At 71.7% G+C, this 25122-nt stretch carries 24 protein-coding genes; 7 read left to right on the top strand and 17 right to left on the bottom strand.

Annotation, left to right across the window (positions count from 1 at the left end; all coding sequences use genetic code 11):
- Window positions 1–5: 5 nt before the first annotated feature.
- The gene (gene nadD, locus ABZS37_RS26245; protein WP_355173149.1) at window positions 6–602 is read right to left on the bottom strand and encodes a nicotinate-nucleotide adenylyltransferase; all 597 of its coding nucleotides are present in this window, start codon (window positions 600–602) and stop codon (window positions 6–8) included.
- Between the two features lie 123 nt (window positions 603–725).
- Here nadD and ABZS37_RS26240 point away from each other — a divergent pair, with 123 nt between their 5' ends.
- Together ABZS37_RS26240 and ABZS37_RS26235 are read left to right on the top strand one after the other, a co-directional pair.
- A complete protein-coding gene (locus tag ABZS37_RS26240) occupies window positions 726–1388 on the top strand; it encodes a PadR family transcriptional regulator (RefSeq protein ID WP_355173147.1) in 663 nt (220 codons plus the stop codon).
- Between the two features lie 159 nt (window positions 1389–1547).
- Complete coding sequence (locus ABZS37_RS26235) at window positions 1548–2753, top strand: FAD-dependent monooxygenase (protein WP_355173145.1); 1206 nt, start codon at window positions 1548–1550, stop codon at window positions 2751–2753.
- 46 nt (window positions 2754–2799) lie between these two features.
- On the opposite strand, the gene pepN is transcribed toward ABZS37_RS26235, so the two are convergent.
- Entirely contained in the window at window positions 2800–5316 is a 2517-nt protein-coding gene (gene pepN / locus ABZS37_RS26230; protein WP_355173143.1) for an aminopeptidase N, read from the bottom strand.
- 69 nt (window positions 5317–5385) lie between these two features.
- Here pepN and ABZS37_RS26225 point away from each other — a divergent pair, with 69 nt between their 5' ends.
- On the top strand, window positions 5386–5604 hold the full coding sequence (locus ABZS37_RS26225; protein WP_354997211.1) for a DUF397 domain-containing protein: 219 nt from the start codon (window positions 5386–5388) through the stop codon (window positions 5602–5604).
- A 107-nt stretch (window positions 5605–5711) separates the two neighbouring features.
- Here the strand turns inward: ABZS37_RS26225 and ABZS37_RS26220 are convergent, their stop codons facing one another.
- On the bottom strand, window positions 5712–6095 hold the full coding sequence (locus ABZS37_RS26220; protein ID WP_355173141.1) for a hypothetical protein: 384 nt from the start codon (window positions 6093–6095) through the stop codon (window positions 5712–5714).
- Between the two features lie 159 nt (window positions 6096–6254).
- Between ABZS37_RS26220 and ABZS37_RS26215 the strand changes: the two genes are divergently transcribed.
- Complete coding sequence (locus tag ABZS37_RS26215; protein WP_355173139.1) at window positions 6255–7502, top strand: cytochrome P450; 1248 nt, start codon at window positions 6255–6257, stop codon at window positions 7500–7502.
- Window positions 7503–7597: 95 nt separating this feature from the next.
- Complete coding sequence (locus ABZS37_RS26210) at window positions 7598–8650, top strand: glycosyltransferase family 2 protein (RefSeq protein WP_355173137.1); 1053 nt, start codon at window positions 7598–7600, stop codon at window positions 8648–8650.
- Window positions 8651–8804: 154 nt separating this feature from the next.
- Here ABZS37_RS26210 and ABZS37_RS26205 read toward each other — a convergent pair whose 3' ends face one another.
- Genes ABZS37_RS26205 through ABZS37_RS26195 form a run of 3 tightly spaced genes read right to left on the bottom strand, consistent with a single transcriptional unit; the run spans window position 8805 to window position 10766 of the window.
- On the bottom strand, window positions 8805–9455 hold the full coding sequence (locus ABZS37_RS26205; RefSeq protein ID WP_355173135.1) for a DUF3618 domain-containing protein: 651 nt from the start codon (window positions 9453–9455) through the stop codon (window positions 8805–8807).
- A complete protein-coding gene (locus ABZS37_RS26200) occupies window positions 9452–9919 on the bottom strand; it encodes a phage holin family protein (RefSeq protein ID WP_355173133.1) in 468 nt (155 codons plus the stop codon). Before ABZS37_RS26200 ends, ABZS37_RS26205 begins: the two co-directional genes overlap by 4 nt.
- A 31-nt stretch (window positions 9920–9950) precedes the next feature.
- Window positions 9951–10766 carry a hypothetical protein gene (locus ABZS37_RS26195; protein ID WP_355173131.1) on the bottom strand — a complete coding sequence of 272 codons (816 nt, stop codon included), beginning with the start codon at window positions 10764–10766 and terminating at the stop codon, window positions 9951–9953.
- A 230-nt stretch (window positions 10767–10996) separates the two neighbouring features.
- Between ABZS37_RS26195 and ABZS37_RS26190 the strand changes: the two genes are divergently transcribed.
- Entirely contained in the window at window positions 10997–11488 is a 492-nt protein-coding gene (locus ABZS37_RS26190) for a DUF4383 domain-containing protein (protein ID WP_355173129.1), read from the top strand.
- Window positions 11489–11545: 57 nt separating this feature from the next.
- A complete protein-coding gene (locus tag ABZS37_RS26185; protein WP_355173127.1) occupies window positions 11546–11695 on the top strand; it encodes a DUF6766 family protein in 150 nt (49 codons plus the stop codon).
- Between the two features lie 16 nt (window positions 11696–11711).
- On the opposite strand, the gene ABZS37_RS26180 is transcribed toward ABZS37_RS26185, so the two are convergent.
- The 11 genes from ABZS37_RS26180 to ABZS37_RS26130 form a co-directional block, all read right to left on the bottom strand.
- Window positions 11712–12161, bottom strand: a complete 450-nt coding sequence (locus ABZS37_RS26180) for a GNAT family N-acetyltransferase (RefSeq protein WP_355173125.1) — start codon at window positions 12159–12161, stop codon at window positions 11712–11714.
- A gap of 70 nt (window positions 12162–12231) precedes the next feature.
- Window positions 12232–13716, bottom strand: coding sequence for a GTPase ObgE (gene obgE / locus ABZS37_RS26175; RefSeq protein ID WP_355173123.1), 1485 nt, complete (start codon window positions 13714–13716; stop codon window positions 12232–12234).
- A 93-nt stretch (window positions 13717–13809) separates the two neighbouring features.
- The gene (rpmA, locus tag ABZS37_RS26170) at window positions 13810–14064 is read right to left on the bottom strand and encodes a 50S ribosomal protein L27 (RefSeq protein ID WP_007464062.1); all 255 of its coding nucleotides are present in this window, start codon (window positions 14062–14064) and stop codon (window positions 13810–13812) included.
- A gap of 11 nt (window positions 14065–14075) precedes the next feature.
- Window positions 14076–14390, bottom strand: a complete 315-nt coding sequence (rplU, locus tag ABZS37_RS26165; RefSeq protein WP_007464063.1) for a 50S ribosomal protein L21 — start codon at window positions 14388–14390, stop codon at window positions 14076–14078.
- Window positions 14391–14556: 166 nt separating this feature from the next.
- Window positions 14557–15072 carry a hypothetical protein gene (locus tag ABZS37_RS26160; protein WP_355173121.1) on the bottom strand — a complete coding sequence of 172 codons (516 nt, stop codon included), beginning with the start codon at window positions 15070–15072 and terminating at the stop codon, window positions 14557–14559.
- Window positions 15073–15190: 118 nt separating this feature from the next.
- Window positions 15191–18286 carry an Rne/Rng family ribonuclease gene (locus ABZS37_RS26155; protein WP_355173119.1) on the bottom strand — a complete coding sequence of 1032 codons (3096 nt, stop codon included), beginning with the start codon at window positions 18284–18286 and terminating at the stop codon, window positions 15191–15193.
- A 131-nt stretch (window positions 18287–18417) separates the two neighbouring features.
- Complete coding sequence (locus ABZS37_RS26150; protein WP_354997225.1) at window positions 18418–19230, bottom strand: TIGR03936 family radical SAM-associated protein; 813 nt, start codon at window positions 19228–19230, stop codon at window positions 18418–18420.
- A 157-nt stretch (window positions 19231–19387) separates the two neighbouring features.
- On the bottom strand, window positions 19388–20758 hold the full coding sequence (gene mycP / locus ABZS37_RS26145; RefSeq protein WP_355173117.1) for a type VII secretion-associated serine protease mycosin: 1371 nt from the start codon (window positions 20756–20758) through the stop codon (window positions 19388–19390).
- Between the two features lie 10 nt (window positions 20759–20768).
- A complete protein-coding gene (locus tag ABZS37_RS26140) occupies window positions 20769–22262 on the bottom strand; it encodes a hypothetical protein (RefSeq protein WP_355173115.1) in 1494 nt (497 codons plus the stop codon).
- 10 nt (window positions 22263–22272) lie between these two features.
- Window positions 22273–22713: a hypothetical protein gene (locus tag ABZS37_RS26135; protein WP_355173113.1), complete on the bottom strand. Its 441-nt coding sequence runs from the start codon at window positions 22711–22713 to the stop codon at window positions 22273–22275.
- Between the two features lie 260 nt (window positions 22714–22973).
- On the bottom strand, window positions 22974–25022 hold the full coding sequence (locus ABZS37_RS26130) for a TIGR03960 family B12-binding radical SAM protein (protein WP_355173111.1): 2049 nt from the start codon (window positions 25020–25022) through the stop codon (window positions 22974–22976).
- Window positions 25023–25122 lie beyond the last annotated feature (100 nt).

The following is a 25122-nucleotide window of genomic DNA, read 5'->3' as shown; positions in this document are numbered from 1 at the left end:
CGTGGTCAGCGTTGATAGAGGCTCCGCTTGGCGATGTACTGCACCACACCGTCGGGCACCAGATACCAGACTGGCTCGCCCCGGGCGACCCGGGCGCGGCAGTCGGTCGACGAGATGGACATCGCGGGCACCTGGATCAGGCTGACGGTGTCGGCCGGAAGGTGCTTGTCGGTCAGCGGGAAGCCGGGCCGGGTCACCCCGATGAAGTGGGCCAGCTCGAAGATCTCGTCCAGGTCCTTCCAGGACAGGATGCGTTGCAGCGCGTCCGCGCCGGTGATGAAGAACAGCTGCACCTTGGCGCCGTACTCAGCTTGCAGGTCGCGCAGGGTGTCGACCGTGAAGGTCGGCCCGCTGCGGTCGATGTCGACTCTGCTGACCTGGAAGCGGGGATTGGAGGCGGTGGCGATGACCGTCATCAGGTACCGGTCCTCGGCAGGGCTGACCGGCTCGTCGGCCTTCTGCCACGGCTGCCCGGTGGGGACGAAGACCACCTCGTCCAGGCCGAACCGGTCCGCTACCTCGCTGGCCGCGACGAGGTGCCCGTGGTGGATCGGGTCGAAGGTGCCACCCATGATCCCGATCCGCCGGATATCTTCCTCCACCCCGTGATCGTAGGCCGGACGTCGCGGCGCACCGTTGCGGCCCGGGTCGAGGGGTCGCGTTCCGAGCACTCGTGCGCATATACTCGCGGACAAGTAATCGGATACAAGGAATTGGAGGGCGTCGTGCCGAAGCGGCGCAAGGTCGGCAACCTGCTGGCGCTGGCCGTGTTGTCCGCCCTGGTCCAGCGGCCCATGCACCCGTACGAGATCGCCACGACACTGCGCGCCTGGGGCAAGGACCAGGACATGGAGGTCAAGTGGGGGTCCTTCTACACGGTGATCCGCAACATGGACAAACACCACATGATCGAGGCCGTGGAGAGCCTCCGTGAAGGCCGACGCCCGGAACGCACCGTCTACCGGATCACCGACGCCGGGCGGGCCGAGCTGGTCGACTGGGCCCGCGAGCTGGTCTCCACCCCGATGCCCGAGCATCCCCGCTTCCGCGCCGGCCTGTCCGTGCTCGCCGCACTGCATCCCGACGAGGCCACCGACCTGCTGCGGCAGCGCCTCGACCAACTGGAGGACGCGATCCGCCAGGACCGCGAAACGCTCGACGCGTACCTGCGGGAGATCCCGCGGCTGTTCCTGGTGGAGTCGGAGTACGACCTGGCCATGCGAGCCGCCGAGGCGGCCTGGCTGCGGGCGCTGCTCGCCGAGCTGACCTCGGGCAGCTACCCAGGGCTCGCCATGTGGCGGGCCTTCCACGAGACCGGCGAGGTGCCGGCGGAGCTGACCGAGCTGGCGCAGAGGACCAGCACTCCGGACCCCGGCACACCCGACTGACGGACGGCCCCGGCGGGGTGCGCCAACACCCCGCCGGAGCCCTTACCTCGAACCGACACCTGGAAGGGCACCCGGCCCGAAGCGGCAACACGAGGATAACCGGGTTCCCTCCCAGGTCGGTTCGCCCGCGCACGGACCGACGACACCCAGGGAGAGAGCATGACCACGGTACGAACCGCGATCGTCATCGGCGGCGGCATCGCCGGGCCGGTGACGGCACTCGCGCTGCGCCGCGCCGGCATCACCGCAACCGTCCACGAGGCGTACCCGACCACCACCAGCGGCATCGGCGGCACCCTCGCCCTCGCGCCCAACGGGGTGGCGGCGCTGCGCACGGTCGGTGCGGCCGAAGCGGTGACGGCGATCGCCACCCCGATCGAGCGCAGCGTCATGGCCGTCGGTCGACGCCGCATCGACCTGCCCACGCTCGCCGGAGTGCCGCCGCTGCGCGTGGTGCACCGAGCCGAGCTGCACCGGGTGCTGCACGACCGGGCGGTCGCCGAGGGCGTCCCGTTCGCGTACGGCAGGCGGCTGGTCGACGCCGAGCAGACCGAGAGTGGCGTGACGGCCCGGTTCGAGGACGGCAGCACCGCCACCGCCGACATCCTGATCGGCGCGGACGGCATCCGGTCGACGGTCCGGGGCCTCATCGACCCGGCCGCGCCCGGCCCCCGGTTCACCGGGCTGCTCAGCTTCGAGGCGGTGGCCCGGCACGAGGTGGACGTCGAGCCGGGCACGATGACCTTCGCGTTCGGCCGACGCGGCTACTACCTCTACTGGCCGGAGCCCGGCGGCGGCACCCGGTGGGGGGCCAATCTGCCGCAGCAGCGGCCGATGAGCATGGTCGAGGCCCGCGCGGTGCCGGCGGCGCAGTGGCTGGAGACGCTGCGCGCCAGTTACGGCGACGACGACCCGGGGCGGGAGTTGATGGCGACCAGCAACGCCGACGAGCTGCAGGTGGTCGGGTCGCTGCAGATCATGCCGCCCGTGCCGCACTGGCACCGGGGCCGGATGGTGCTGGTCGGCGACGCGGTGCACGCACCGTCGAACAGCTCCGGGCAGGGCGCGTCGCTGGCCATCGAGAGCGCCGTGCAGCTCGCCCGCTGCCTGCGCGACCTGCCGGACGTGGCATCGGCGTTCGCCGCGTACGAGCGGCTGCGCCGCGCCCGGGTGGAGAAGGTCGCCGCCCGCGCGGCGCGAATCAACCATGCCAAGGCGCCCGGGCCGGTCGCCCGGACGCTGATGCCACTGCTGATGCCCCTGCTGACGCGTACCGCGATGGACCCGGAGAAAACGGTCGCCCACGAGCAGCGCTACGTCATCGACTGGGACGCGCCGGTCACGGCGGAGCCCGCGCTGCGCTGAACACGGGCGCGGGGTGGCCGACCAGCCACCCCGCGCCCGACCGGTCTCAGGCCGCAGCGGCGGCCACCGCCGTCCGGGCGACCAGCGCGCGGCGCAGGTCGTCGTCGGCGTCGGTGACCACGCGGCGCAGGCCCGGGGTCAGGTCGTCGCGGGCCAGCAGCGCCGCGGCCGCCTCCCGGGTCGGCTGTGCCACGGCGTAGCGGGGAAACGCCAGGGCTGCCACCCGGTCGGCCGTCCACGGGGTACGACCCCGAGCGGCGGCCGGCATGTCCGCGAAATACCGCTCGACGTACGCGGCGGTCAACTCGGCCTGCTCGGGCTGCCAGAACCCCTCGGCGGTCGCCTCCAGCAGCCGGTTGGACAGCTCGGTGTCCCGGACGATGATGTCCCATGCGGCCTGCTTGGCGACCGGGTCGGGCAGGGCGGCCCGGCAGCGGGCGGCCCGCTCCACGCCGATGGCGCTGGGGTCGGCGGCGGCCTCGACGGCGATCTCCGCCTCGCCGGCGGCACCCAGGACCACCAGCCGACGTAGCACCGCCCAGCGCAACTCGGCGTCGACCTTCAGCCCCGCCGGCACGTCCCGGCCGGCGAGCCAGCCGATGAGCAGGTCCGCGTCCGTGGTCGCGGCGATCCAGCCCCGCGCTGCGGCGAGTTGCAACGACTCCCCCGCCGCCGCGCCGTCGAGCAACTGCCGGCACGCCCCGGCGACCCGGGCCAGCGCCGCCGACCGGGTCAGCGGGTCGAGGTAGCGGTCGACCAGCGACCGGCTGAGGGTGAGCACGTCCTCGGCGATGATCACCTCGGTCTCGGCGGGTAGCGCGGCGACCATCAGGCCGACCAGGCCGGTGACTGGGCGCTCCCCGTCGGTCACCGCGTCCAGCGCCTCGCCCCAGAGAACCGCCCGGGTGAGGGGGTCGGCCAGCCCGGGCAGCACCAGCGGCACGGCGTCCGCCGACGCCGGGTCGAGGCGCACCTTGGCGAAGGTGAGGTCACCGTCGTTGAGCAGCAGCAGCTGGGCCGCCGGCTGGCCGGTCAGTTCGCCGAGAACGACCCGGCCGCCGTCGGCGCCCGGATCGAGATCCACCTCGTCGCGCTGCGCGGTGCCGTCGGCCGAGTAACGGCCCACGCCGATCCGGTGCGGGCGCAGCACCGGGTACGACTCGGGCGCGGTCTGCACCACGGCCACCTCGGTGTAGCGGCCGTCGGCGTCGACGGCGACCTCGGCGCGCAGCGTGTTGACCTGCGGCCGGCGCAACCACACATCGGCCCAGCCGGACAGGTCCCGGCCGCTCGCGGTGGTGAGACTGGCCAACAGGTCGGCGAGGGTGGCGTTGCCGAAGCGGTGTGCGGCGAAGTGCGCGTTCAGGCCGGCGAGGAACGCGTCGTCACCGAGCCACGCGACCAGCTGCCGCAGCACGCTGGCCCCCTTGGCGTACGAGATGCCGTCGAAGTTGAGCAGGCCCTCGTCGGCGTCGGCCACCTCCTCCGGGGCGACCGGGTGGGTGGAGGGGCGCTGGTCGGCGGCGTAGCCCCACGCCTTGCGACGCATGGCGAAGGTGGTCCACGCCTGGTCGAAGCGGGTCGCCTCGGCGGTGACCCGGGTGCCCAGATATTCCGCGAAGGACTCGTTCAACCACAGGTCGTCCCACCAGCGCATGGTGACCAGATCACCGAACCACATGTGTGCCATCTCGTGGGCGATGGTGGTGGCCCGCTGCTCGCGCTGGGTGTCGGTGACCGCCGAGCGGAACACGTAGTCGTCGCGGAAGGTCACGAGGCCCGGGTTCTCCATCGCGCCGGCGTTGAATTCGGGCACGAACGCCTGGTCGTACTTGCCGAACGGGTAGCGCTCGGTGAAGAGCTGGTGGAACCGGTCCAGGCACTGCCGGGTGATGGTGAAGATTTCGTCGGCATCGGCGTCCAGGTGCTCGGCGAGCGACCGGCGGCAGTAGATGCCCAGCGGCACGCCGTCGTGCTCGGCCCGCCGCACGTGGTACGGCCCGGCGATCAGTGAGAAGAAGTAGGTCGCCAGCGGCGCGGTCGGGGCGAATTCCCAGCGACCGGGAGCGGGGTTGGCGGCCACCTCGGCGTTGCTGGCGACCGTCCACTCCGGCGGAGCGCTGACCGCGAGGGTGAACGACGCCTTCAGGTCGGGCTGGTCGAAGGCTGCGAAGATGCGCTGCACGCTGTCGAGGAAGGTCATTGCGTAGAGGTAGGTCTCACCGTCGGCCGGGTCGACGAAGCGGTGCATCCCCTCCCCACTGTTGGAGTAGGCCATCTCCGCCTCGACGACCAGCGTGTTCTCCGCGGCCAGGTCACTCAACGGCAGCCGGTTGTCGGTCAACAGGTCGGGGTCGAGGTCGAGGTCGTTGAGGCGTACACCCAGCAGTTGGGCGGGCTTGACCTCGGCGAAGGTCGAGGCGCCGGGGGTCGCCCGGAACCGGATCTCGACGCGGGAGTGGAACAGCTCCGTGCCACCGGTCAGGTCGAGGTCCACCTGATAGGACTCGACAGTAATCGCCGCGCCACGCGCGGTCGCCTCTACACGGGTCAGGCTCGGCATCCGCTTATCCTGCCCGATGGGGATCGGCACCCGGTCACCACACGACCCTCGGCACTGGAGGAAAGAACCATGGCGCAGCACCCCAAGGGCGACTTCGACCTCTCTCGGGCGGTCTGGCAGCGGGCCGAGGGGGACACCTCCGACAGCGCCGTTGAGGTCGCCTTCGTCGACGATCTGATCGGGATGCGCAACTCGGCCGAGCCGGCGGGCCCGGTGCTGGTCTTCACCCAGGCCGAGTGGGACGCGTTCGTGGCCGGCGCGCAGGACGGCGAGTTCGACCTGGACTGACCGTCGGACGGCGCAGCCCGCGAGCGTGATGACTCTGCGGCATCGTGATACCGCAGAGTCATCACGCTCCGGCCGGGCGGCTGCCCGACCCCTGTGGGACAGCTCGGTCAGCCGTCACCCCAGCCGAGGCCACCGGGGCCCGGGGCGTGGTGGAAGCCGGGGTGGTCGGCCACGTCGACGCAGCGTTCTCCGTCCGGGCCGACCGCCCCGCAGAACAACCGCTCGGCCCGGTGCCAGGCGTCGGCCGGCGACAGGGCCGCCGCACCGAGCGCCACCTCCGGGCGGAGCAGGTTCAGCGCCTCCGCGTACGCCACTGCCTGCTCGCGGGCGTCGGCCGCATCGGGCGCGGTGAAGCCCAGGTGCACGGTGAAGAACCGGTGCGGCCGGGTGGGTCGCCGGGGCGGCCCGATCAATGACCGCGCGTCGCGGCCTCCTCCCAGTGCCCCGACCGCTCGCCGCTGCCGCCAGAACGGTGATCTGTTGTCTCGCATCCGCCCTCCCCGTGGTTGCCCCACCAGCAGCAAACCAGGTTCCGACGCCCCTGGGAGGGGCCAGCCGGCGCGGCGTCGGCTCGGGGATTCAGCCGCGGTGACAGGGGTACACGCAGCCGGCCGGCGGTGACCGGCCGCACCTGCGTGTGAGGAGACCCGATGGCGACCATGCCGGCCGACCGCAGCCCGGACAGCACCCTCGCGTTGCTCCGCGCCGGCTACCGGTTCATCGGCGAACGCTGCGAGCGGTACGGCAGTGACGTCTTCCAGACCCGGATCCTGCTCACCCCGACCATCTGCCTCCGCGGCCGGCCGGCGGCGGTGCTGTTCTACGACAACGAACGCTTCCAACGGGGAAACGCGATGCCGTTGCGGGTGCAGCGGACCCTCACCGGTCGGGGCGGCGTGCAGGGGCTGGACGGGCCGGAGCACTCCGACCGCAAGGCCATGTTCATGTCGATCATGACGCCGACCGCCATCCGGCAGCTCGGCCAGCTCTTCGACGACGAGTGGCGGGCCCGGCTCCCCGCCTGGGAGGCCGCCGGGCCGGTGATTCTCTACGACGAGCTGGGCCGGCTGCTGACCCGGGTGGTCTGCGCCTGGGCCGGGGTGCCCCTGCCCGCGTCGCAGGTCGACCGCCGCGCCGTCGAGCTGCACGCCATGATCGAGGCTTCGGCGGTGGCCGGCCCCCGACACTGGCGGGGCCGGCTCGCCCGGCACCGTGCCGAACGCTGGCTCGCCGACCTCGTCGAGCGGACCCGGGTGGGCCGCTCGCCAGCGCCGGCCGGCAGCGCCCTTGCGGTGATCGCCGAGCACCGGGACGCGCGGGGCAGGCTCCTCCCCCGGCGGATCGCGGCAGTGGAACTGCTCAACGTGCTGCGGCCGGTGGTCGCCGTGGACCAGTACATGGCCTTCGCCGCGCTCGCCCTGCACGACCATCCGGCCTGGCGGCAGCGGGTCCGCGACGACGACGAGGCCACCGAGCACTTCGTCCAGGAGGTACGCCGCTACTACCCGTTCTTTTCGATCGCGGCGGCCCGGGTCCGGCGTTCCTTCGACTGGCAGGGCCACCACTTCCCCCGTGGCCGGCGGGTGCTGCTCGACCTCTACGGCACCAACCACCACCCGACACTCTGGCCACAACCGGAGCTGTTCCGCCCGGAGCGGTTCGCCGGCCGCCACGTGGACCCGTTCGAGCTGATCCCGCAGGGCGGCGGTGACCACTGGGCCGGGCACCGCTGCGCGGGCGAATGGATCACCATCGACCTGATGAAACGGGCGGTCGCCAACCTGACCACCACCATGCGGTACGACATCCCCGCCCAGAACCTGGCCCTGGACCTGCACCGGATGCCCGCGCTGCCGCCCATCGGCCTGACCCTCACCACCATCCGCCGTACCGCCTGACCCCACCTGCCGATCATTCGGGCGACCGTAGCGAGGCGGGTGCGGTGCCGACGGCGAGCCACCGGCGCCATCCCCGTCCTGCCCAGGAGGCAGCAATGTCCTTGGCCAGCCCCACCGGTGACGCCCGCCGCGCGGGGCGCCGGTGGGACGTCGGACACGACGGCGCCAGCACGTCGCCGGCCCGCCTGCCGATGACGTACGTGCTGCCGCTGCGCTGGCACACCGACACCGGCCTGGCCGAGCTGACCGGCTACCTGCGCTGGTTGGCTGACAGGGTCGAGGTGCTCGTTGTCGACGGCTCGGCACCGGAACTCTTCGCGCGGCACGCCGAAGCGTGGCGAGGGGTGATCCGGCACCTCCCACCCGACACCGCCGAGCGTGGGCTCAACGGCAAGGTGATCGGCGTGCTCACCGGCGTCCGCGCGGCGGGCCACGAGCACGTGGTGATCGCCGACGACGACGTCCGGTACGACGAGGCCGGGCTGACCGCTGCGCACCGGCTGCTGGGCCGGGTCGATCTGGTACGACCGCAGAACTACTTCGACCCGCTGCCCTGGCACGCCTGGTGGGACACCGGCCGGACGTTGCTCAACCGGGCGCTCGGAGCGGACTACCCGGGCACCCTCGCCCTGCGTCGTAGCACCTTCCTCGCCATGGGCGGGTACGACCCGGACGTGCTCTTCGAGAACCTGGAGCTGATTCGCACCATGCGCGCGTACGACGGCACCGAGGCCGCCCCGGCCTGGCTGTACGTACGCCGACTGCCTCCGAACGCCGCCCACTTCCGCGGCCAACGTGTCCGTCAGGCGTACGACGATCTGGCCCAGCCGGCCCGCCTGCTGACCGCGCTCGCGGTGCTGCCGGCGCTGGCCGCGGCGGTCGCGGCCCGGCGGCCCGCGCTGGTGCTGGGCGCGGCGGCCGGCACCGTCGCCCTTGCCGAGCTGGGACGCCGTCGTGCGGGCGGCACCGCGGTCTTCCCGCCGACAACGGCGCTGGCGGCCCCGGTCTGGCTGCTGGAGCGCGGTGTGTGCGGCTGGCTCGCGGTCGCCCAGAGGTTCCTGCTCGGCGGCGTCCGCTACGGCGACACCCGAATCACCCGAGCCGCCCACCGGCCTCACACCCTGCAAACCCGCCCCCGTCCCCGCTAACGGCACCCTTCCCGCGATCTTGCACTTTCGGTCTGGACAAAACGGTTACCGGCCGGCAAAAGTGAGACCGAAACTGCAAGATCGCCGTACGGAAACGCGACAGCTCGCGGACACCGAGGTGTCCGCGAGCTGTCGCGATTGCAGTGACGCGAGGTCAGGAGCTGACCTGGTGCCGGGACTGCTGGGCCTGGTCCTTGACGTCCTGCGCGGCGGACCTGGTGTCGCCCTTGACGGTGTCCACGGCGCCCTGGGCGGTGGACTTCACCGACTCGGCGGCGTGCTGAGCCGGCTCGCGCAGCTCCTCCTTGAGCTCGCTGGCCACCTCGCCCAGCTTCTCCTTCACCACCCCGCTGTGCTCGCTGACCTTCTCCTTGATCTGGGTCGCGGCCTCCTGCTCACGGCGGGAGGCCGGGATCAGCGACGAGGCCAGCCAGCCGACCCCGAACGCGATCAGACCGGCGGCGAGAGGGTTGCCCTGGGACTTCTGCCGGATCACCCGCGGCGCGCTGTGGGCGGCGTCGCTGACGGTAGAGGCGGCCGACTGCGCGGCGTCGCTGACGCTGGAGGCCGCCGAGGAGGCGCGGTCGCCCACCGAGTGGGCGGCGTGGCCGGTGCCGTGGCCGAGGTCAGACGCGGTTCCCATGACCTTGTCCCTCACATTCTGCAGAGCGGAACGGGCCCGCTGCTTGCGGTCGTCGACGATGCGGCTGGGGTTGACCTTGTACGCCAACGCGTCCACATCGGAGCTGAGGCTGTTACGGGTGGCTTCGATCTCCCGGCGGATCTGATCGGGATCGGTGCTCATCGGGTGACTCCCTCCGGGTGTGGCTTGAGCGCGTCGGGGATCCGCTGCACGCTGTCGTTGGTCTGCTTGAGCCCGCGTACGTGCTGGGCGTTCTTCTTGGCCATGGAGTAGAGGACCGCGGCGACCACGGCCCAGATCACGGCCACGATCAGCGCGGCCAGGCCGGAGTCCATGACGTTGTCCAGGAACTGCCACACGGCGATGGACACGAAGAGCGCCACCATGTAGCCGCCGAAGCCGGCGCCGCCGAAGAGCCCGGCCGCCTTGCCGGCCTTCTTGCCCTCCTGGCGGATCTCGGCCTTGGCCAGCTCGACCTCCTGGCGCATCAGCGTCGACATGTCGGTGGTGACCTGGCGCAGCAGCTCACCAATGGAACTGCCCTTCACCTCCGCCGCGGTGTGCGGTGCACCCGCGTCGGGGTGGTGACCGGAGTCCAGACCGGACCCCTGCGTCGGCATGCTCATGCCGTCGCCTCCCTTCGGATGGCTCGGTGGGTCACGGGCGGATGGTGCCGCTGGACGGCACGCCCGGCAGCGGGTCGGTCTGGGTCACCGGCGGCAACGGCTGGGCGGTGCCGGTCTGCTCCGGGTAGTCGCCCCGCCTCGGGTCGGCGTAGTCGCCGGGCACCGGGTCGGCGTACCCACCCGGGGTCGGCTCGGTGTACGTGCCGGGGGTCGGGTCGAGGTAGCCGGCCGCCGGGACAGTGTCCTGCGCCACGCGGGGCGCCGGCGTCGGGATCACGGCGGTCTGCTCGGGGTCGTACGCCCCAGCGCCGCGGTGGTTCGAGGACCCGTTGCCGGAGTCGTCGCCAGCCGCGGAGATGCCGCGGGTCAGCCGGCCAGCCAGTACGCCGAGAACCGCCGCGCCGACCAGGAAGGTGCCCGGGTTGCGCCGGGCGTAGTCGCGTACCTCGGTGATCAGGTCGCCGGGCTCGCGCTCCTCGAGCCAGCCGGCCACGCCGTGCACCCGGTCGGCGGCCTGGCGGGCCATCTCGCTCACCGGGCCGGCCTGGCCACCCTGCTCGGCCATCGAGCGCATCTCGTCGGCCAGCGAGCGCAGCCCACCGGCGGCCCGGCGCTGCTGCTCACCGGTCTGGCTGGCGAGCTGGGTGCGGGCCTCGCCGTACAGGTTGCGGGCCTGCCGGGCAGCCTCACGGCCGACCTCGGTGCCCTGCTCCTTGGCGGTCTGGGCGACCGCGCCGCCGGCGTTCGCGGCCTCTGAACCGACCTGGCGCGCCTGGTCGCGGACGCCACCGCCGTTGGTCGACTCCTGCCCGTAGGTGGAAGACGTAGGTGAAAGATCGTAAGTCATGATTTCCCTTCCGCTCGGAAAGTCGTCGCGGTTGTGCTGGGGGGATGCGGCTGCGTTGCCGCGGCCGCTGGCTATTGACCTACCCTGCGTTTCGCCTTCCATGCCTCTTCCCGCATTTCTCTGCGCGGCCGCTGGATCGACTTCAAAATGAGGGATCGTCGGGCTGCGTCACGTCGCCGCTGCGGACAGTGAGGTTCGCGAGGGCTGGTAGATCCACGGAGGGGGCAGCGATGGCACGAGACGCGCGAGGTGGCCGACCGGCCGGGCCCCGACCCCGGGTCCAACTGGCCGCGTTGGTCGTGGCCGGGGCCTTCCTGCTGATCGGCGTCCTCGGCTTCATCCCCGGCATCACCACCAACTACGACGAGCTGAGGTTCGCCGGGCACCACTCGGACGCCCGGCTGCTCGGGCTGTTCCAGGTGTCGGTTCTGCACAACGCGGTGCACCTGCTGTTCGGGCTGGCCGGCCTGGTGCTGGCCCGGAGCCTCGCCGGCGCCCGACTCTTCCTGGCCGGCGGGGGCGCCATCTACCTCGTTCTGTGGCTGTACGGCCTGGCGATCGAGGCCATCGACGCTGAGGGCGGGGCGAACATCCTGCCGGTCAACGACGCCGACAACTGGCTGCACCTCGCGCTCGGCTTCGGGATGATCGCGCTCGGGCTGCTGCTGTCGAACCGGGCCGGCACCGGAGGGCGCCTGGACAATCCCGCCGACCGGCACTGACCTGGCGGTCCAGGGTTTCGCGGTCGCGCCTGCGGGGGTACCCGATCCGCGAAGGAGGTGCGACATGCCTCGTTGTCGGTCTTCGAGAACTGGGAGTCGGAGTTCCTCCAGATGGGCGGTTACGTGCTGCTCACCGCGTACCTGCTGCAGCACGCCTCGGCCGAGTCGAAGCCGGTGACCGTCGCGCACGCCACCACCGGCGCCTGAGCGCCGCCGCCAGCCGTCAGGCCGCGACCGGCAACCGCTTGGCGAAACAGACGCTGTACGGGTTGTCCACGTACTCGCCGTAGACCGGGATGCGGTCGTAGCCACACGAGGTGTACAGCCCGATCGCCGCCGGCAGGTAGGTGCCGGTCTCCAGGCAGACCACCGAGTGCCCCTGCCTGAACGCGCACTCTTCCAGCGCGGCCAGCAACTGACGGGCGATGCCCCGCCCCCGGTACGCGGGCCGGACGTACATCCGCTTGACCTCGCCGGTCTCGGCATCGATCGACTGGAGCCCTCCGCAGGCGACCGCCCGACCGTTCACCACCACCGCCAGGTAGCGGACGTCGTCGTGCGGGACGAAGACCTGCCCATCCAACCCGCCATCAGCGTCGCGCAGCTCACGCTGCTGCGCGATGATCAAAGCGGCGATCTCCGGATCGGCGGCGGGGCGGGACTCGATCAGCATCACCCCACGCTAGGACAGGTGGATTTCGCGAAGGTTTCCGGAAATCAACCCGATCACGGAGCGCAACGGACTACTCGGCGTCGTCCTCGTCGTCGAGGTCGTCGAGGTCGTCGAGGTCATCGGACGCGTCCGCGCCCACCTCGTCCGCCGACCGCACGCGGCGGGCCTTCCGGGCGGCGAGCCGGTCCGACGCGGAGGCCCGGTTCGACTTCTCCTCCAAGCGGACGTCGGTGCCCCGGTTGCCGGGTACGAAGTCCGCGCCGGCGTAGAGCGTCGGCCGCCAGTCGAACTCGCGCGGACCGATCCGGACCAGGTCACCGGGCTTCGCGCCGGCCTTGGCCAGCTTGTCCTCCACGCCGAGCCGGGCCAGTCGGTCGGCCAGGTAGCCGACGGCCTCGTCGTTGTCGAAGTTGGTCTGCTTGACCCAGCGCTCCGGCCGGCCACCGCGAACGGTGAACGAGCCGTCGGTCTCGGCCGTGATGGTGAAGCCGGCGTCGTCCACGGCCATCGGACGGATCACGATCCGGGTCGGGTCTGCGGGCGGCGCGGCCTTACGCTCCGCCTCGACCAGCTCGGCCATCGCGTAGGTCAGCTCCTTGAGCCCCTCCCGGGTGGCCGCGGAGACCTCGAACACCCGGTAGCCGCGCTCCTCCAGGTCGGGGCGCACGATCTCGGCGAGGTCCCGGCCGTCCGGCACGTCGACCTTGTTCACGGCCACCAGCCGGGGCCGCTCGGAGAGCCCGGCGCCGTACTCGGCCAGCTCGGCCTCGATCGTCTCGATGTCGGCGACCGGGTCGCGGCCGGGCTCCAGGGTCGCGGAGTCGATGACGTGCACCAGCACCGCGCAGCGCTCGATGTGCCGCAGGAACTCCAGGCCCAGCCCCTTGCCGGTGGCCGCGCCGGGAATCAGGCCCGGCACGTCGGCGACGGTGAAGGTGTGGTTGTCCATCCGCACCACGCCGAGGTTGGGCACCAGGGTGGTGAACGGGTAGTCCGCGATCTTCGGCTTCGCGGCGGAGATCACCGAGATCAGCGACGACTTGCCGGCCGACGGGAAACCCACCAGGCCCACGTCGGCGACGCTCTTCAGCTCCAGCACCACGTCCAGTTGCTCGCCGGGCTCGCCCAGCTCAGCGAAGCCGGGCGCCTTGCGCTTGGCGTTGGCCAGCGAGGCGTTGCCCCGCCCGCCGCGCCCGCCGCGGGCCACCTCGAAGGTGGTGCCGTGGCCGACCATGTCGGCCAGCACCGTGCCGTCGGCGGTCTGCACCACGGTGCCGTTGGGCACCTTGAGCACCAGGTCGTGACCGCTGGCCCCGTCCCGGTTCGACCCCGCGCCACCCTTGCCGTTGTCGGCCTTGATGTGCGGGCGGAAGTGGAAGTCGAGCAGCGTGGTCACCTGCGAGTCGACCACCAGGGACACGCTGCCGCCGTGGCCACCGTTACCGCCGTCCGGCCCACCGAAGGGCTTGAACTTCTCGCGGTGGATCGAGGCACAGCCGTGCCCGCCATCGCCGGACTGCAGATGCAGAACGACCCGGTCAACGAACGTTGCCACGGCGTCAATCCTTCCAGCGAGGTCCGACCCCGCACTTCGAAAAAAGCCAAACGGGCCGGGACCCGGAGGTCCGCGGCCCGCTTAGCCCGAGAACTACTGCTGCGGAACGATGCTGACGGTCTTGCGACCGCGCTTGGTGCCGAACAGGACCGCACCGGCGGACAGCGCGAACAGCGTGTCGTCGCCACCACGGCCGACCAGGTCACCGGGGTGGAACTTGGTGCCACGCTGCCGGATGATGATCTCACCGGCGCTGACGACCTGACCACCGAAGCGCTTCACGCCGAGTCGCTGGGCCGCGGAGTCACGACCGTTACGCGAGCTGGACGCACCCTTTTTGTGAGCCATTGGAGGACGACCTACTTCCCGCTGGAGATGCCGGTCACCTTGACCTGGGTCAACGGCTGGCGGTGACCCTGGCGCTTGTGGTAGCCAGTCTTGTTCTTGAACTTGTGGATCCGGATCTTCGGGCCCTTGGTGTGCGCGGCGATTTCGCCGGACACCGCGACCTCGGCAAGCTTCGCCGCGTCGGTCACCAGGTCGTCACCGTCGACGAGGAGCACCGCGGTGAGCTTCACCGCGTCACCGGGGGCACCGGTGAGCTTCTCGACCTCGATCACGTCGCCCTCGGCGACCTTGTACTGCTTGCCGCCGGTCTTGACGATCGCGTACATCGGAGGCGGACTCCCTGTCGTTGAGGCTGCTGGCGGTCGTCCCCGCAGCGGCTCGCCGGGTAGCAGTGCACGGCGGCGCGGGCACACGGGAACTCGGCACACCAAAGGTGGGCCGCAGGCAAGAGTACGCCATTGCTGGCCCGGACCCCAAACCGGCCCGCCCTGGTCAGCGCGCGCAGAGCTGGTCGAGGCGCTGCTGGAGCCGGTCGAGTTCGGTCTCGTCGATGGACTCGACGTCGGCGCCGAGCGCGGCCACCTCCGTGCCGATGTCGGTGAGCAGGGTCTTGAGCTGCGGATCCGTGGCCCGCGCTGACTGCTCCCGCAGCTCGGTCCGCCAGCCGGCCAACGCCGCCTCGGCCCGCCCGCGGGCAGCCTCGGCCGTGCTGCTGTCCCCAGCGCCCACCGCCGCGATCATCTGGCCCAGCTCCGCCACATACGTCGCGACGGCGGTAGTGCTGGTCTGCTGGGCGGCGGCGCAGACCTGCGTGGCGTTGCCGCCCGCCGTACCCCCGCTGTTCGGCATGCCCGTCGGCCCGGGGGACGTGCCACCGGCCGCCGGGCCGGAGCCCCCGGTGGTCACGCCGGTCGAACCCGGAGCAACGCCCGCAGGCCGGTCGGTGGAGCAGCCGGCCGCGCCGGAGAGCACGGTGACCAGCGCGGTGACAGCGAGCAGACGACGCATCTTCTTCTCCAGACCCGGGGCGGCCGATCCTGGACCGGGGGTGGCCGGAACGGCGAGGTCCCTCCCCCGTCACTTTGCCGGGGAAGGGACCTCGTCAAACACGTGGCCGGTCAGGCGGTCAGGGGCGCGTACGCCGACGGGTGCCGCCCCGGCGGGAACGGCGACGGCCGGCGCCCCCCTCGGTGCTCTCCTCGTCGCCCTCACCGTCGGCGAGCGCGTCCGGGTCGTCCGCCGCGGCCAGCCGAGCCGACTCTCCCTGCTGGCTGTCGGAGATCGCCGGCGCGGCGGCCGTCTCCGACTCGTAGCGGGACAGGTCGTAGCCCATGGTGTCCTGGTAGCCGACCTCCGGTTCGACGCCGGTGTCGGTGTCGACGACCTCGACCACGGCCCGCTCGGCCGGGGCGTTCTTGCGCGCCCGGCGACGGGACGACGTGCTGCCCTGCTCGGCGGCCGGGGCGGCGGCCACCGACGAGGCGACCGCCTTGACCTTCTCCCCCGCACCGGCGGGGCGCGGCTTCTCCGGCACCGGCTCGGTGTGGATGATGACGCCCCGGCCCTTGCAGCACTCGCAGGTCTCGCTGAACGCCTCCAGCAGGCCCGCGCCGATCCGCTTACGGGTCATCTGCACCAGGCCGAGCGAGGTGATCTCGGTGACCTGGTGCTTGGTGCGGTCCCGACCGAGGCACTCGGTGAGTCGGCGCAGCACCAGCTCGCGGTTCGACTCCAGCACCATGTCGATGAAGTCGATCACCACGATGCCGCCGATGTCCCGCAGCCGGAGCTGACGGACGATCTCCTCCGCCGCCTCCAGGTTGTTACGGGTGACGGTCTCCTCCAGGTTGCCCCCGGAGCCGGTGTACTTGCCGGTGTTGACGTCGACGACCGTCATCGCCTCGGTACGGTCAATCACCAGCGAGCCACCGGAGGGCAGGAAGACCTTACGGTCCAGGCCCTTGATGATCTGCTCGTCGATCCGGTACTCGGCGAAGACGTCACTCGTGCCGACGTGCCGGCGCATCCGGTCGACCAGATCCGGGGAGACGTGCGACAGGTACGACTCGACCATCTCGTACGACTGCTCGCCCTCGATCACCAACTCGCGGAAGTCCTCGTTGAACAGGTCCCGGACCACCCGGATGACCAGGTCGGGCTCCCCGTAGAGCAGCGCCGGACCGCCACCCTCGGCGGCCTTGGCCTGGATGTCCTCCCACTGCGCCTGGAGCCGCTTGACGTCGCGGGCCAACTCATCCTCGCTGGCGCCCTCGGCGGCCGTACGGACAATCACGCCCGCGCCGTCCGGAACCAGCTTCTTGAGCGCGTCCCGCAGCCGCTTGCGCTCGTTGTCCGGCAGCTTCCGGCTGATCCCGGAGGCGTTGCCGTTGGGGACGTAGACCAGGTGCCGGCCGGAGAGCGCGATGTGGCTGGTCAGCCGCGCGCCCTTGTGCCCGATCGGGTCCTTGGTGACCTGGACCAGCACCGAGTCGCCGGAGCGCAGCGCGTGCTCGATCGAGCGGGCGCGCCCCTCCAGACCGGAGGTGTCCCAGTTGACCTCACCTGCGTACAGCACCGCGTTGCGGCCCCGGCCGACGTCGACGAACGCCGCCTCCATGCTCGGCAGCACGTTCTGCACCTTGCCCAGGTACACGTTGCCGGCCATCGTCCCGGACGAGTTGCGGGTGACGTAGTGCTCGACCAGCACACCGTCTTCCAGGACGGCGATCTGGGTGCGGTCACCGCGCTGGCGGACCGCCATCACCCGGTCGACCGCCTCCCGGCGCGCCAGGAACTCCGACTCGCTGAGGATCGGCGGCCGGGTACGCCTCTGCTCCCGGCCATCCCGGCGGCGCTGGCGCTTGGCCTCCAGCCGGGTCGAGCCGGACACGCCCTGGACCTCGTCGACGGTCCGGCGCGGCTCGCGGATCTTCACCACGGTCGGCACGCCGTCGTCGGCGGCACCCTCCGTGTCGCCAGCGCCACGGCGACGACGACGCCGGCGGCGACGGGTCAGGCCGTCCCCGCCCTCGGCCTCCTCGTCCTCGTCACCCTCGGCCTCGACCTCGGCGGTCTCTTCGTCTTCGGCCTGCGCCGCCTCCTCGGACTCGTCGTCCTCGGCGTCGTCGGCCCCGCCCTTGCCCCGGCCCCGACCCCGGCGACCACGCCGGCGACGGCGGCGCGCGGCGGCGCTGTCCTCGTCGTCCTCATCCGCCTCGGCGGCCTCGTCGGCCTCCTCGGTCGGCTCCTCCTCGGCCTCGATCGCCTCGACCGGCTCGACCTCGCGGCGACCGCGCCGGCGACGGCGGGACGGCTCGGCGGCCTCCTCGACAACCGGCTCCTCGGCGACCGGTGCGGGCTCCACCGGGCGGGTCACCGGCACAGCGTCCGGCTGGGGTGCCATGAACAGCACGGTGGGCGCGGAGAGCGCGGCCCGCCGACGACGGGTACGCGGCTGCTCCGGCTCGACCTCGGCCGGCTCGTTCGGTTCATCGGTCACACCGGCCACGGCGGCACCCGGCGACACCTCACCGGAGCGCTCCTGCCTGCCGCTGGTCCAGGCCGGCTCGGCAGCGGTCGCGCTCGGGGTGGCCTCCGCCTCGTTCAACTCGGCCTCGGCCTCGCGCAGGTCGGACTCCGCCGGCTCCTCGGCGACGACCGGTTCCGCGACCGCAGGCACCTCTTCGACGGCAGCCGGCTGCTCGGTGGCGGGCGGCTCCTCGACGGCAGCGGGTGTGGCCTTCTTGCGCCGGGTGCGGGTCACCTTGACCGGCGGAACCACCTCGGTCGAGGCCGTCTCCGCGGAGGCCGCGACCAGCGGCTCCTCGGCGGTCGTCTCGACGGGGGTCGCCTTGCGGCGGCGCCGGGGGGTCTTCGGGGCGACGTCCAGATCGCCGGAGACCGGGGCGAAGACCTCCGCCTGCGGCGACTCGGCACTGCCGGCCCCGCCAGTGGGGGCCTCGATCGGCACGTCGGTCTGCTCCGGCTGGTTGAGCGGGGCGGCCCGACGCCGGGTCGCCCGGGTGCGCCGCACCGGCGCGGCGGGCTCGGCGCTCTCCGCACCGGCAGCGCTTTCCGCGCCAGCCGGTTCCACCGAGGCCGAACCGACGGCCGTGGTGGGGGTCGCGACGGCGGCACCGTCGGCGGTGGCGCTCTGGTCGGCGGTCTCGCTGGCCGGCTGTGAACCGGTCCGTTCGCCGCCCTCGGGCTCGTTCTCGAGCATGGACGTTCTCCAGTTCTGGCTAGCCCGGGCGCGGGTGAGCGCTGCCACGCAGGGTCGCCGCAAAAGTGTTTCCGCCGGGCGCGCGTGGTGCGCGACCGCCGAAGTCTGCCTGCCAGAGCACCGACCGTCGGTCAGTGCCCAACGATGGCTGCCCCGTCGCGGTCCGCATCCAACGGATCCACGATCGCACCCTGCGCGGTCAACGTGCCCTGAGCCAGCCGGGTCACCCTCGGCGAAACCGGCGGCTCCAGGTCGGCCACCACGCGGAGGCCGGAAAGGACGTCATCGGGCCGTACGGACGGGGTGACCTGCCGCACGACCAGTTCGAGTATCGCACACGGTACGGCCGGCACCCCGGAAGGCGTCGGCGTTGGCGCGAGGACATCGACCGACATCACGGCGGCGCGGGCGTCGAACGTGCGTCGGCCCTGCTTGGTCATCCGCTCGACCAGCACCTCGTCGGCCGCGACGAAGGCGTCCACCGCGGCGCGGAGCACCGCCGTGTCGACCTCGGGCAACTCGATGCGCCAGAGCGACGCCTCAATCCTGTCCGGCAGATTGCCCCCTTCGGCGATCACGGCGTCCAGGACGTCCAGCCCCGGCGAGAGCGCGGCGTCCAACGCGGCGCGCAACGCCTCCGGGTCGACCGCAGCCTGGAGGCCGATCTCCAGGTACTCCGCCTCGCTCGCCACCCCGGTGGGCGCGGCGCTGGCGTAGGAGATCTTCGGGTGCGGGGTGAAGCCCTGGGAGAAGGCAATCGGCACAGCGGCCCGGCGTAGCGCGCGCTCGAACGCCCGGGCGAAGTCCCGGTGCGAGGTGAACCGCAACGGCCCGCGCTTGGCGTACCGGATGCGGACGCGCTGGACGACCGGTGCCTGGCCGCCCTCGGGTTGAGGCTTTCTGGCGATCGTGGGCTCCTCGGGTGGACCTGCGTATCCGCCCATCCTGGCGCAGGGCTCGTGACGGTACGCAGCCGGGGCGGTCGAATCGCCCCGGCAGACCGGTTCAAATGGGTCGGTAGGGTCGTCACCACCCACCGGACATGCCGATGGCCGGCCGGTGACGCACAGGTCACCAGCCGGCCACCACGATCAGGACGGGTTACCGCTCCCGTCGCGGGGTGGGCGGCGGCGCCCCTCCAGGTGGGCCGTAACCGGAGGGCGGGCCGTAACCGGAGGGCGGGGCGTACCCGGGTGGTGGCGGATAGCCGGGCGGCGGGGCGTAACCAGCGTCGGGTGACGGATACCCGACGGGGGGCAGCTGGTCAAACCGTTCGTCCGGCACGTCGGCCGCCAGGGCCGCCTCACGGCGGTAGCGACGTCGGTTCCAGATGAGGAACACCGCCAGCCCCAGCAACAGCACCAGCACCACGGCGACACCGATGACCACCACCATGACCTGCTGGTCCGTGGGGCCACCCCGATCGCCGTGCTGGGTGACGTCGAATTCCTCATCCGGGCCCCCGGTGCGGACGGGGTCCGGGTCAGTCGCGGCGGCCGGGTCGAGCAGCGGGTTGGCGGTGACCGACGGCACGTTGGCGGTCAGCGCCTTCATCGGGTCGATCACGCCAAAGCCGTACTGCGGGTCCCGCCCGGATGGGCCGGCATCCCGGGAGGTCCGGATGATCCGGTTGATCACGTTGGGAGCGTCGAGGTCCGGATACTTGGCCCGGATCAGCGCGGCGAGACCGGAGACGATCGCGCTGGAGTCGGAGGTCCCGTCGCCCCAGCCGTACCCCTGTTCGTTCGCGACGTTGTAGATGCCGTCACCCGGTGCGGCGACCACCGCCTCCGGCCCCTGGACCGACCCGGACCAGAACCTGCCGCCCCGGGTCGTCCCGGTCACCGCGATCACACCGGGGGTGTTGGCGGGGTTTCCCACGGCGGTGCTGCCCCTGGCGGTGTTGCCGGCGGAGGCGACCACGACGACGTCGCGGTCCAACGCGTACTTGATCGCGCTCTCCTCCTCGGGGCTGGCGAAGCCTTCGCCCGCCACGGACATGTTGATCACCTTGGCGCCGCCGTCGACGGCCATCCGGATGCCGCGAGCCAACGCCTCGTCGCTGCTGGTCCCGGCACCCTTCCGCAACTTGATCGGCAGGATCTTCGCACCGGGGGCGACGCCGTCCACGCCGTCGCGGCCATCGCTCTTCGCCGCGATGATGCCGGCCATGTGCGTGCCGTGCCCGTCCTCGTCGGCCCGGCCATCTCCGGAGGCGCCGTAACTGCGGCCACCGGCCAGCACCTGACCCCGCAGGTCCGGGTGGCTGGCCTCGACACCACTGTCGAGCACGGCCACGACCACGCCCCGCCCGGTCGAGATCTTGTGCACCTGGTCGATCCGCAGTTCGTCCAGATACCACTGCTCGGCCCGCCGGGGAGCGGCTGCCGCCGGTTGGGCGGCCCCCACCACCAGGAGCCCCGCCAGCAGGCAGGCGGTCACCGGCCGGAGCGCTCCAATGTTCACCCTCATCCGTCCGTCCTCATCGAAGGACGCCCGGGGACGCCCCGTCACCAGGGCCCCACGGATCGTCATCCTCAGTCAACCACGACGAGTGCTCGGAGCCGGTGCCGCCGCCGCCGTGTCCGGCGCCACCCGCGCCGCCCATCATGCCGCCGCCCATCATCCCGGCGCCCGCACCACCACGCGCGCCACCGGCCATTCCGGCGCCGCCGCCCGCGCCGGCGGCGGTGCGCAGCGCGTTCGCCGCGCTCGTCATCGGCGGCACCTTTCCGTTGCCGCCGCCCACCATGCCGGGGATGCCGCCGCCCATCATTCCGGCGCCTGCGCCCAGGCCACCGCCGGCACCGATCCCGCCGGCCGCGCCGACACCGGGGCCACCCCCGAAACCACCGCCGGCACCACCGAGACCGGCGCTACCGACCCCGGTGCCGCCGATGCCACCACCCAGGCCGCCGTACCCGCCACCGACGCCGCTCGGGCTGGCTCCGGCCAGACCGCTGGTGTAGCCATCGTCGCCATCCGGGTAACCGGCGTAACCGGAACCGGTCGGTGGGGACGTGAGCTGGCCGGAGCCAAGGGGCGGTGCCCCTTCACCGAACTCACGGGATGAGGGCGGTGAGAACGGGTCGACGCTGGACGTGGGAACCCCCGTCTCGCCGATGCTCGGTGGCCTGCTGCCGATCGAGGGGCCACCACCGATGTCGGGGTTCCCGCCGGGTCCACCGCCACCACCGATGTCGGGCCGCCCCGTCGGCGGAACCCGGGGGTCGCGACGGATGTCGTCGGCGGTGTTCTGTCCATCCGGCCCGGTCACGGTCAGCTTGGGACGCTCGGTGTACACCGCCTTGGGTAGTGGCGACATCGCCGTGTTCGCCGCCTGCTGATTGTCCCGGTACCAGTTGTCCAGGTGGGACTTGGTGTCCCACCAGCCGCCGCGCTTGTCGTCGCCGGCCTGGCCGTCGACCTTCATGGTCGCTTCCAGGTCGTCGGCCTTGTCGCGGAACGCGCCGTCGGCGTACGACCCGGGGTTGCTCTGGTAGTCCTTGCGCAGCGCGGCGAGGAACCCCGACGAGCTCTCGCCGTCCCGGGCATCGTCGAGCTCGGTGCCGTTGGGCAGGCTCCACTCGTTGATACCGAAGTCGTCCATCAGGGGGATCGGAATCGTGGAGACCGACTTCCGGATGTCGCCCTCGATCCGCGTCAACGCACCACTGACGTTGCTCGCGTCGGTGATCAGATCCTCGATCTGCTTGCCGATCTTGCCAAGGTGCTCGCGGTACGCGTCACCGCCGCTGCCCTTCCAACCGGCGAGCATCCCGGGCAGACCGCCGACGTGCGGGCGCTCCTGACCCGTCGCGATCGGGCCGACGAAGGACCGGCCGACGAGCGCGTCCCGCAACTGTTGCAGGCCGGCAGAGAGGTTGCTCCACCCCATCCCGACCGATCCGACCGTCTCCGGGTCCGCGGAGAGCGTCACCTCGCGGACGCACCGCTCCCAAGTTCCTCCAGCCATGACGTCCCCCTCAGGCCGTGTACGGGTAGGTGGGCGGGCCGCCGGCAGCGGGCGGCGGAGCCGCCGACTCGAGCAGTCGCTCGATCTCCTTGCCGTTGGCGGCGTTGCGCGCCTCGGCGTCGCGGAACGCCTTGGCGATGTCCTCGGTGCCCTCCTTCAACGCGGCCAGCTTCTGGGAGAGCGTCGTGAGGTGCATCTCCATGTTGCCCGTGGACCTGGTCAGGGCCTGCCACTGCATGCGGGCGTCTTCGTACGCGCCGAAGGGGGTGCCGTTCGGGACGGTCTGGGCGTTGTTGCTGTCGCCCTTCATCCGCTCCTTGATGCGCTCCATCTCGTACTTGAGGGTGTCCTCGACGTACTGCTTCAGCCGCTCGACGTATGCGGCGGCGGCGTCCAGGTCCTCGACACTGACGTGCAGATCGCCGACGCTCGGCGGCGGGATGTCACCCATGCGCTTCCTCCCCCGTTCCCGACCCGCGGGGTCGGTCCATGTCAGACGCAGCGTATCGAGTCTGACCTAGTCGGGGCAGCCCCAGCCACCACCAGGGCGCACAGACCGGCGTCGATGGCGGGAAGGCCACTGTGGCGTCGCTGGCGCGCTGCGAAGCCCGACCAGCGCCAACGGGCCCGCTAGACGCGGGCCCGTTGGGTGACATGTCGGATGTGGAGGGTGGCGTTCACCGCCACCCGGCGCCGCCTGGCGGCAGGCGGTCAGACGGAGGGGTTGCTCGCCGGCACCTTCATGCCGTTGCCGCCCAGCGGGGTGAGCGGCAGCAGCTTCTTGCCGGTCGGGCCGATCTGGATCTCGGTGTCCATCGATGGGCACACGCCGCAGTCGAAGCAGGGCGTCCAGCGGCAGTCGTCCTGCTCGAACTCGCTGACCGAGTCCTGCCAGTCCTGCCAGAGCCAGTCCTTGTCCAGGCCCGAGTCGAGGTGGTCCCAGGGCAGGACCTCCAACCCGTCGCGCTGCCGGGTGGTGTACCAGTCGAGATCCACCCCGAACGCGGGCAGCGTCTCGGCCGCCGCGTCCACCCAACGCTGGTACGAGAAGTGCTCGCTCCACCCGTCGAACCGGCCGCCGTTCTCCCACACCTTGCGGATCACCGAGCCGACGCGGCGGTCACCCCTGGAGAGGAGCCCTTCGATCAGCGACGGCTCGCCGTCGTGGTACCGGTAGCCGATGGCCCGGCCCAGCGAGCGGTCCGAGTTGATCGCCTGCTTGAGGATCCTGAGCCGGTGGTCGATGACCTCCGGACGTTCCATCGGGGCCCACTGGAACGGGGTGTGCGGCTTCGGCACGAAACCGCCGATGGAGACGGTGCAGCGGATGTCCTTGGAGCCGGTGGCGGCCCGACCGGCCTTGATCACCTCGTGCGCCATGTCCGCGATCTCGAGGACGTCCTCGTCGGTCTCGGTGGGCAGGCCGCACATGAAGTACAGCTTCACCTGCCGCCAGCCGTTGCTGTACGCGGTGACGACGGTGCGGATCAGGTCTTCCTTCGACACCATCTTGTTGATGACCTTGCGGATCCGTTCCGACCCGCCCTCCGGGGCGAAGGTCAGGCCGGTACGCCGCCCGTTGCGGGACAGCTCCTGCGCGAGGTCGATGTTGAAGGCGTCCACCCGCGTCGACGGCAGCGACAACGAGACGTTGGTGCCCGCGTACTGCTCGGCGAGGCCAGAGCACATGTCACCGATCTCGGAGTGGTCCGCTGAGGAGAGCGACAGCAGACCCACCTCGTTGAAGCCGGAGAACTCCAGGCCCTCACGGACCATCTGCCCGACCGTGGTGATCGACCGCTCCCGCACCGGACGGGTGATCATGCCCGCCTGGCAGAACCGGCAGCCCCGGGTGCAGCCCCGGAAGATCTCCACCGCGTACCGCTCGTGCACCGTCTCGGCGAGCGGGACGAGGGGCTTCTTCGGGTACGGCCAGGCGTCCAGGTCCATCGTCGTGCGCTTGTGCACCCGGAACGGCACGTCCGCCCGGTTCGGCACGACCCGCTGGATCCGCCCGTCCGGGAGGTAGTCGACGTCGTAGAAGCGCGGCACGTAGACGCTCTCGGTGCGGGCCAGCCGCAGCAGCAGCTCGTCGCGGCCGCCCGGGGAGCCTTCGGCCTTCCACTCCCGGACGATCGCGGTGATCTCCAGGACCGCCTCCTCACCGTCGCCGAGCACCGCGGCGTCGATGAAGTCCGCGATGGGCTCCGGGTTGAACGCGGCGTGCCCGCCGGCCACGATCACCGGGTCGGCGTCGGTGCGGTCGGCGGCCAGCATCGGAATGCCGGCCAGGTCGATCGCGGTGAGCATGTTGGTGTAGCCCAGCTCGGTGGAGAAGGAGATGCCGAACACGTCGAAGTTGCGGACCGCTCGGTGCGCGTCGACGGTGAACTGCGGCACGCCGTGCGTGCGCATCAGGGCTTCCAGGTCCGGCCAGACCGCGTACGTCCGCTCGGCGAGGGTGTCGGGTAGCTCGTTGAGCACCTCGTAGAGGATCTGCACGCCCTGGTTGGGCAGACCCACCTCGTACGCGTCGGGATACATCAGCGCCCAGCGCACGGTCGCCGCGTCCCAATCCTTGGTCACCGCGCCCAGTTCGCCACCGACGTACTGGATGGGCTTGGAGACCTGGGGCAGCAGAGGCTCAAGCTGGGACCAGACGGACGGCTCCAGGTCGCGGCGCGGCGTCAGACGCGCTGAAACGGAGTCGTCGCCAGAGTTGGTCGCGGCCGCGCGCGGCGTCGTGGACGGGGCACTCATGATGACTAAGGGTACGCGCCCGTCCTCCGGCACCCGCGCGCACGCCCAATCGGCGGTGGTGGCGGCGCGGTACTAACCTCGGACCGGCGTGAGAGGAGAT

It is taken from the genome of Micromonospora sp. NPDC005413, from assembly GCF_040606435.1.
Taxonomy (GTDB): Bacteria; Actinomycetota; Actinomycetes; order Mycobacteriales; family Micromonosporaceae; genus Micromonospora.
Note: the sequence above shows the minus strand (reverse complement) of the source record. Positions and strands in the feature narration are given on the sequence as shown.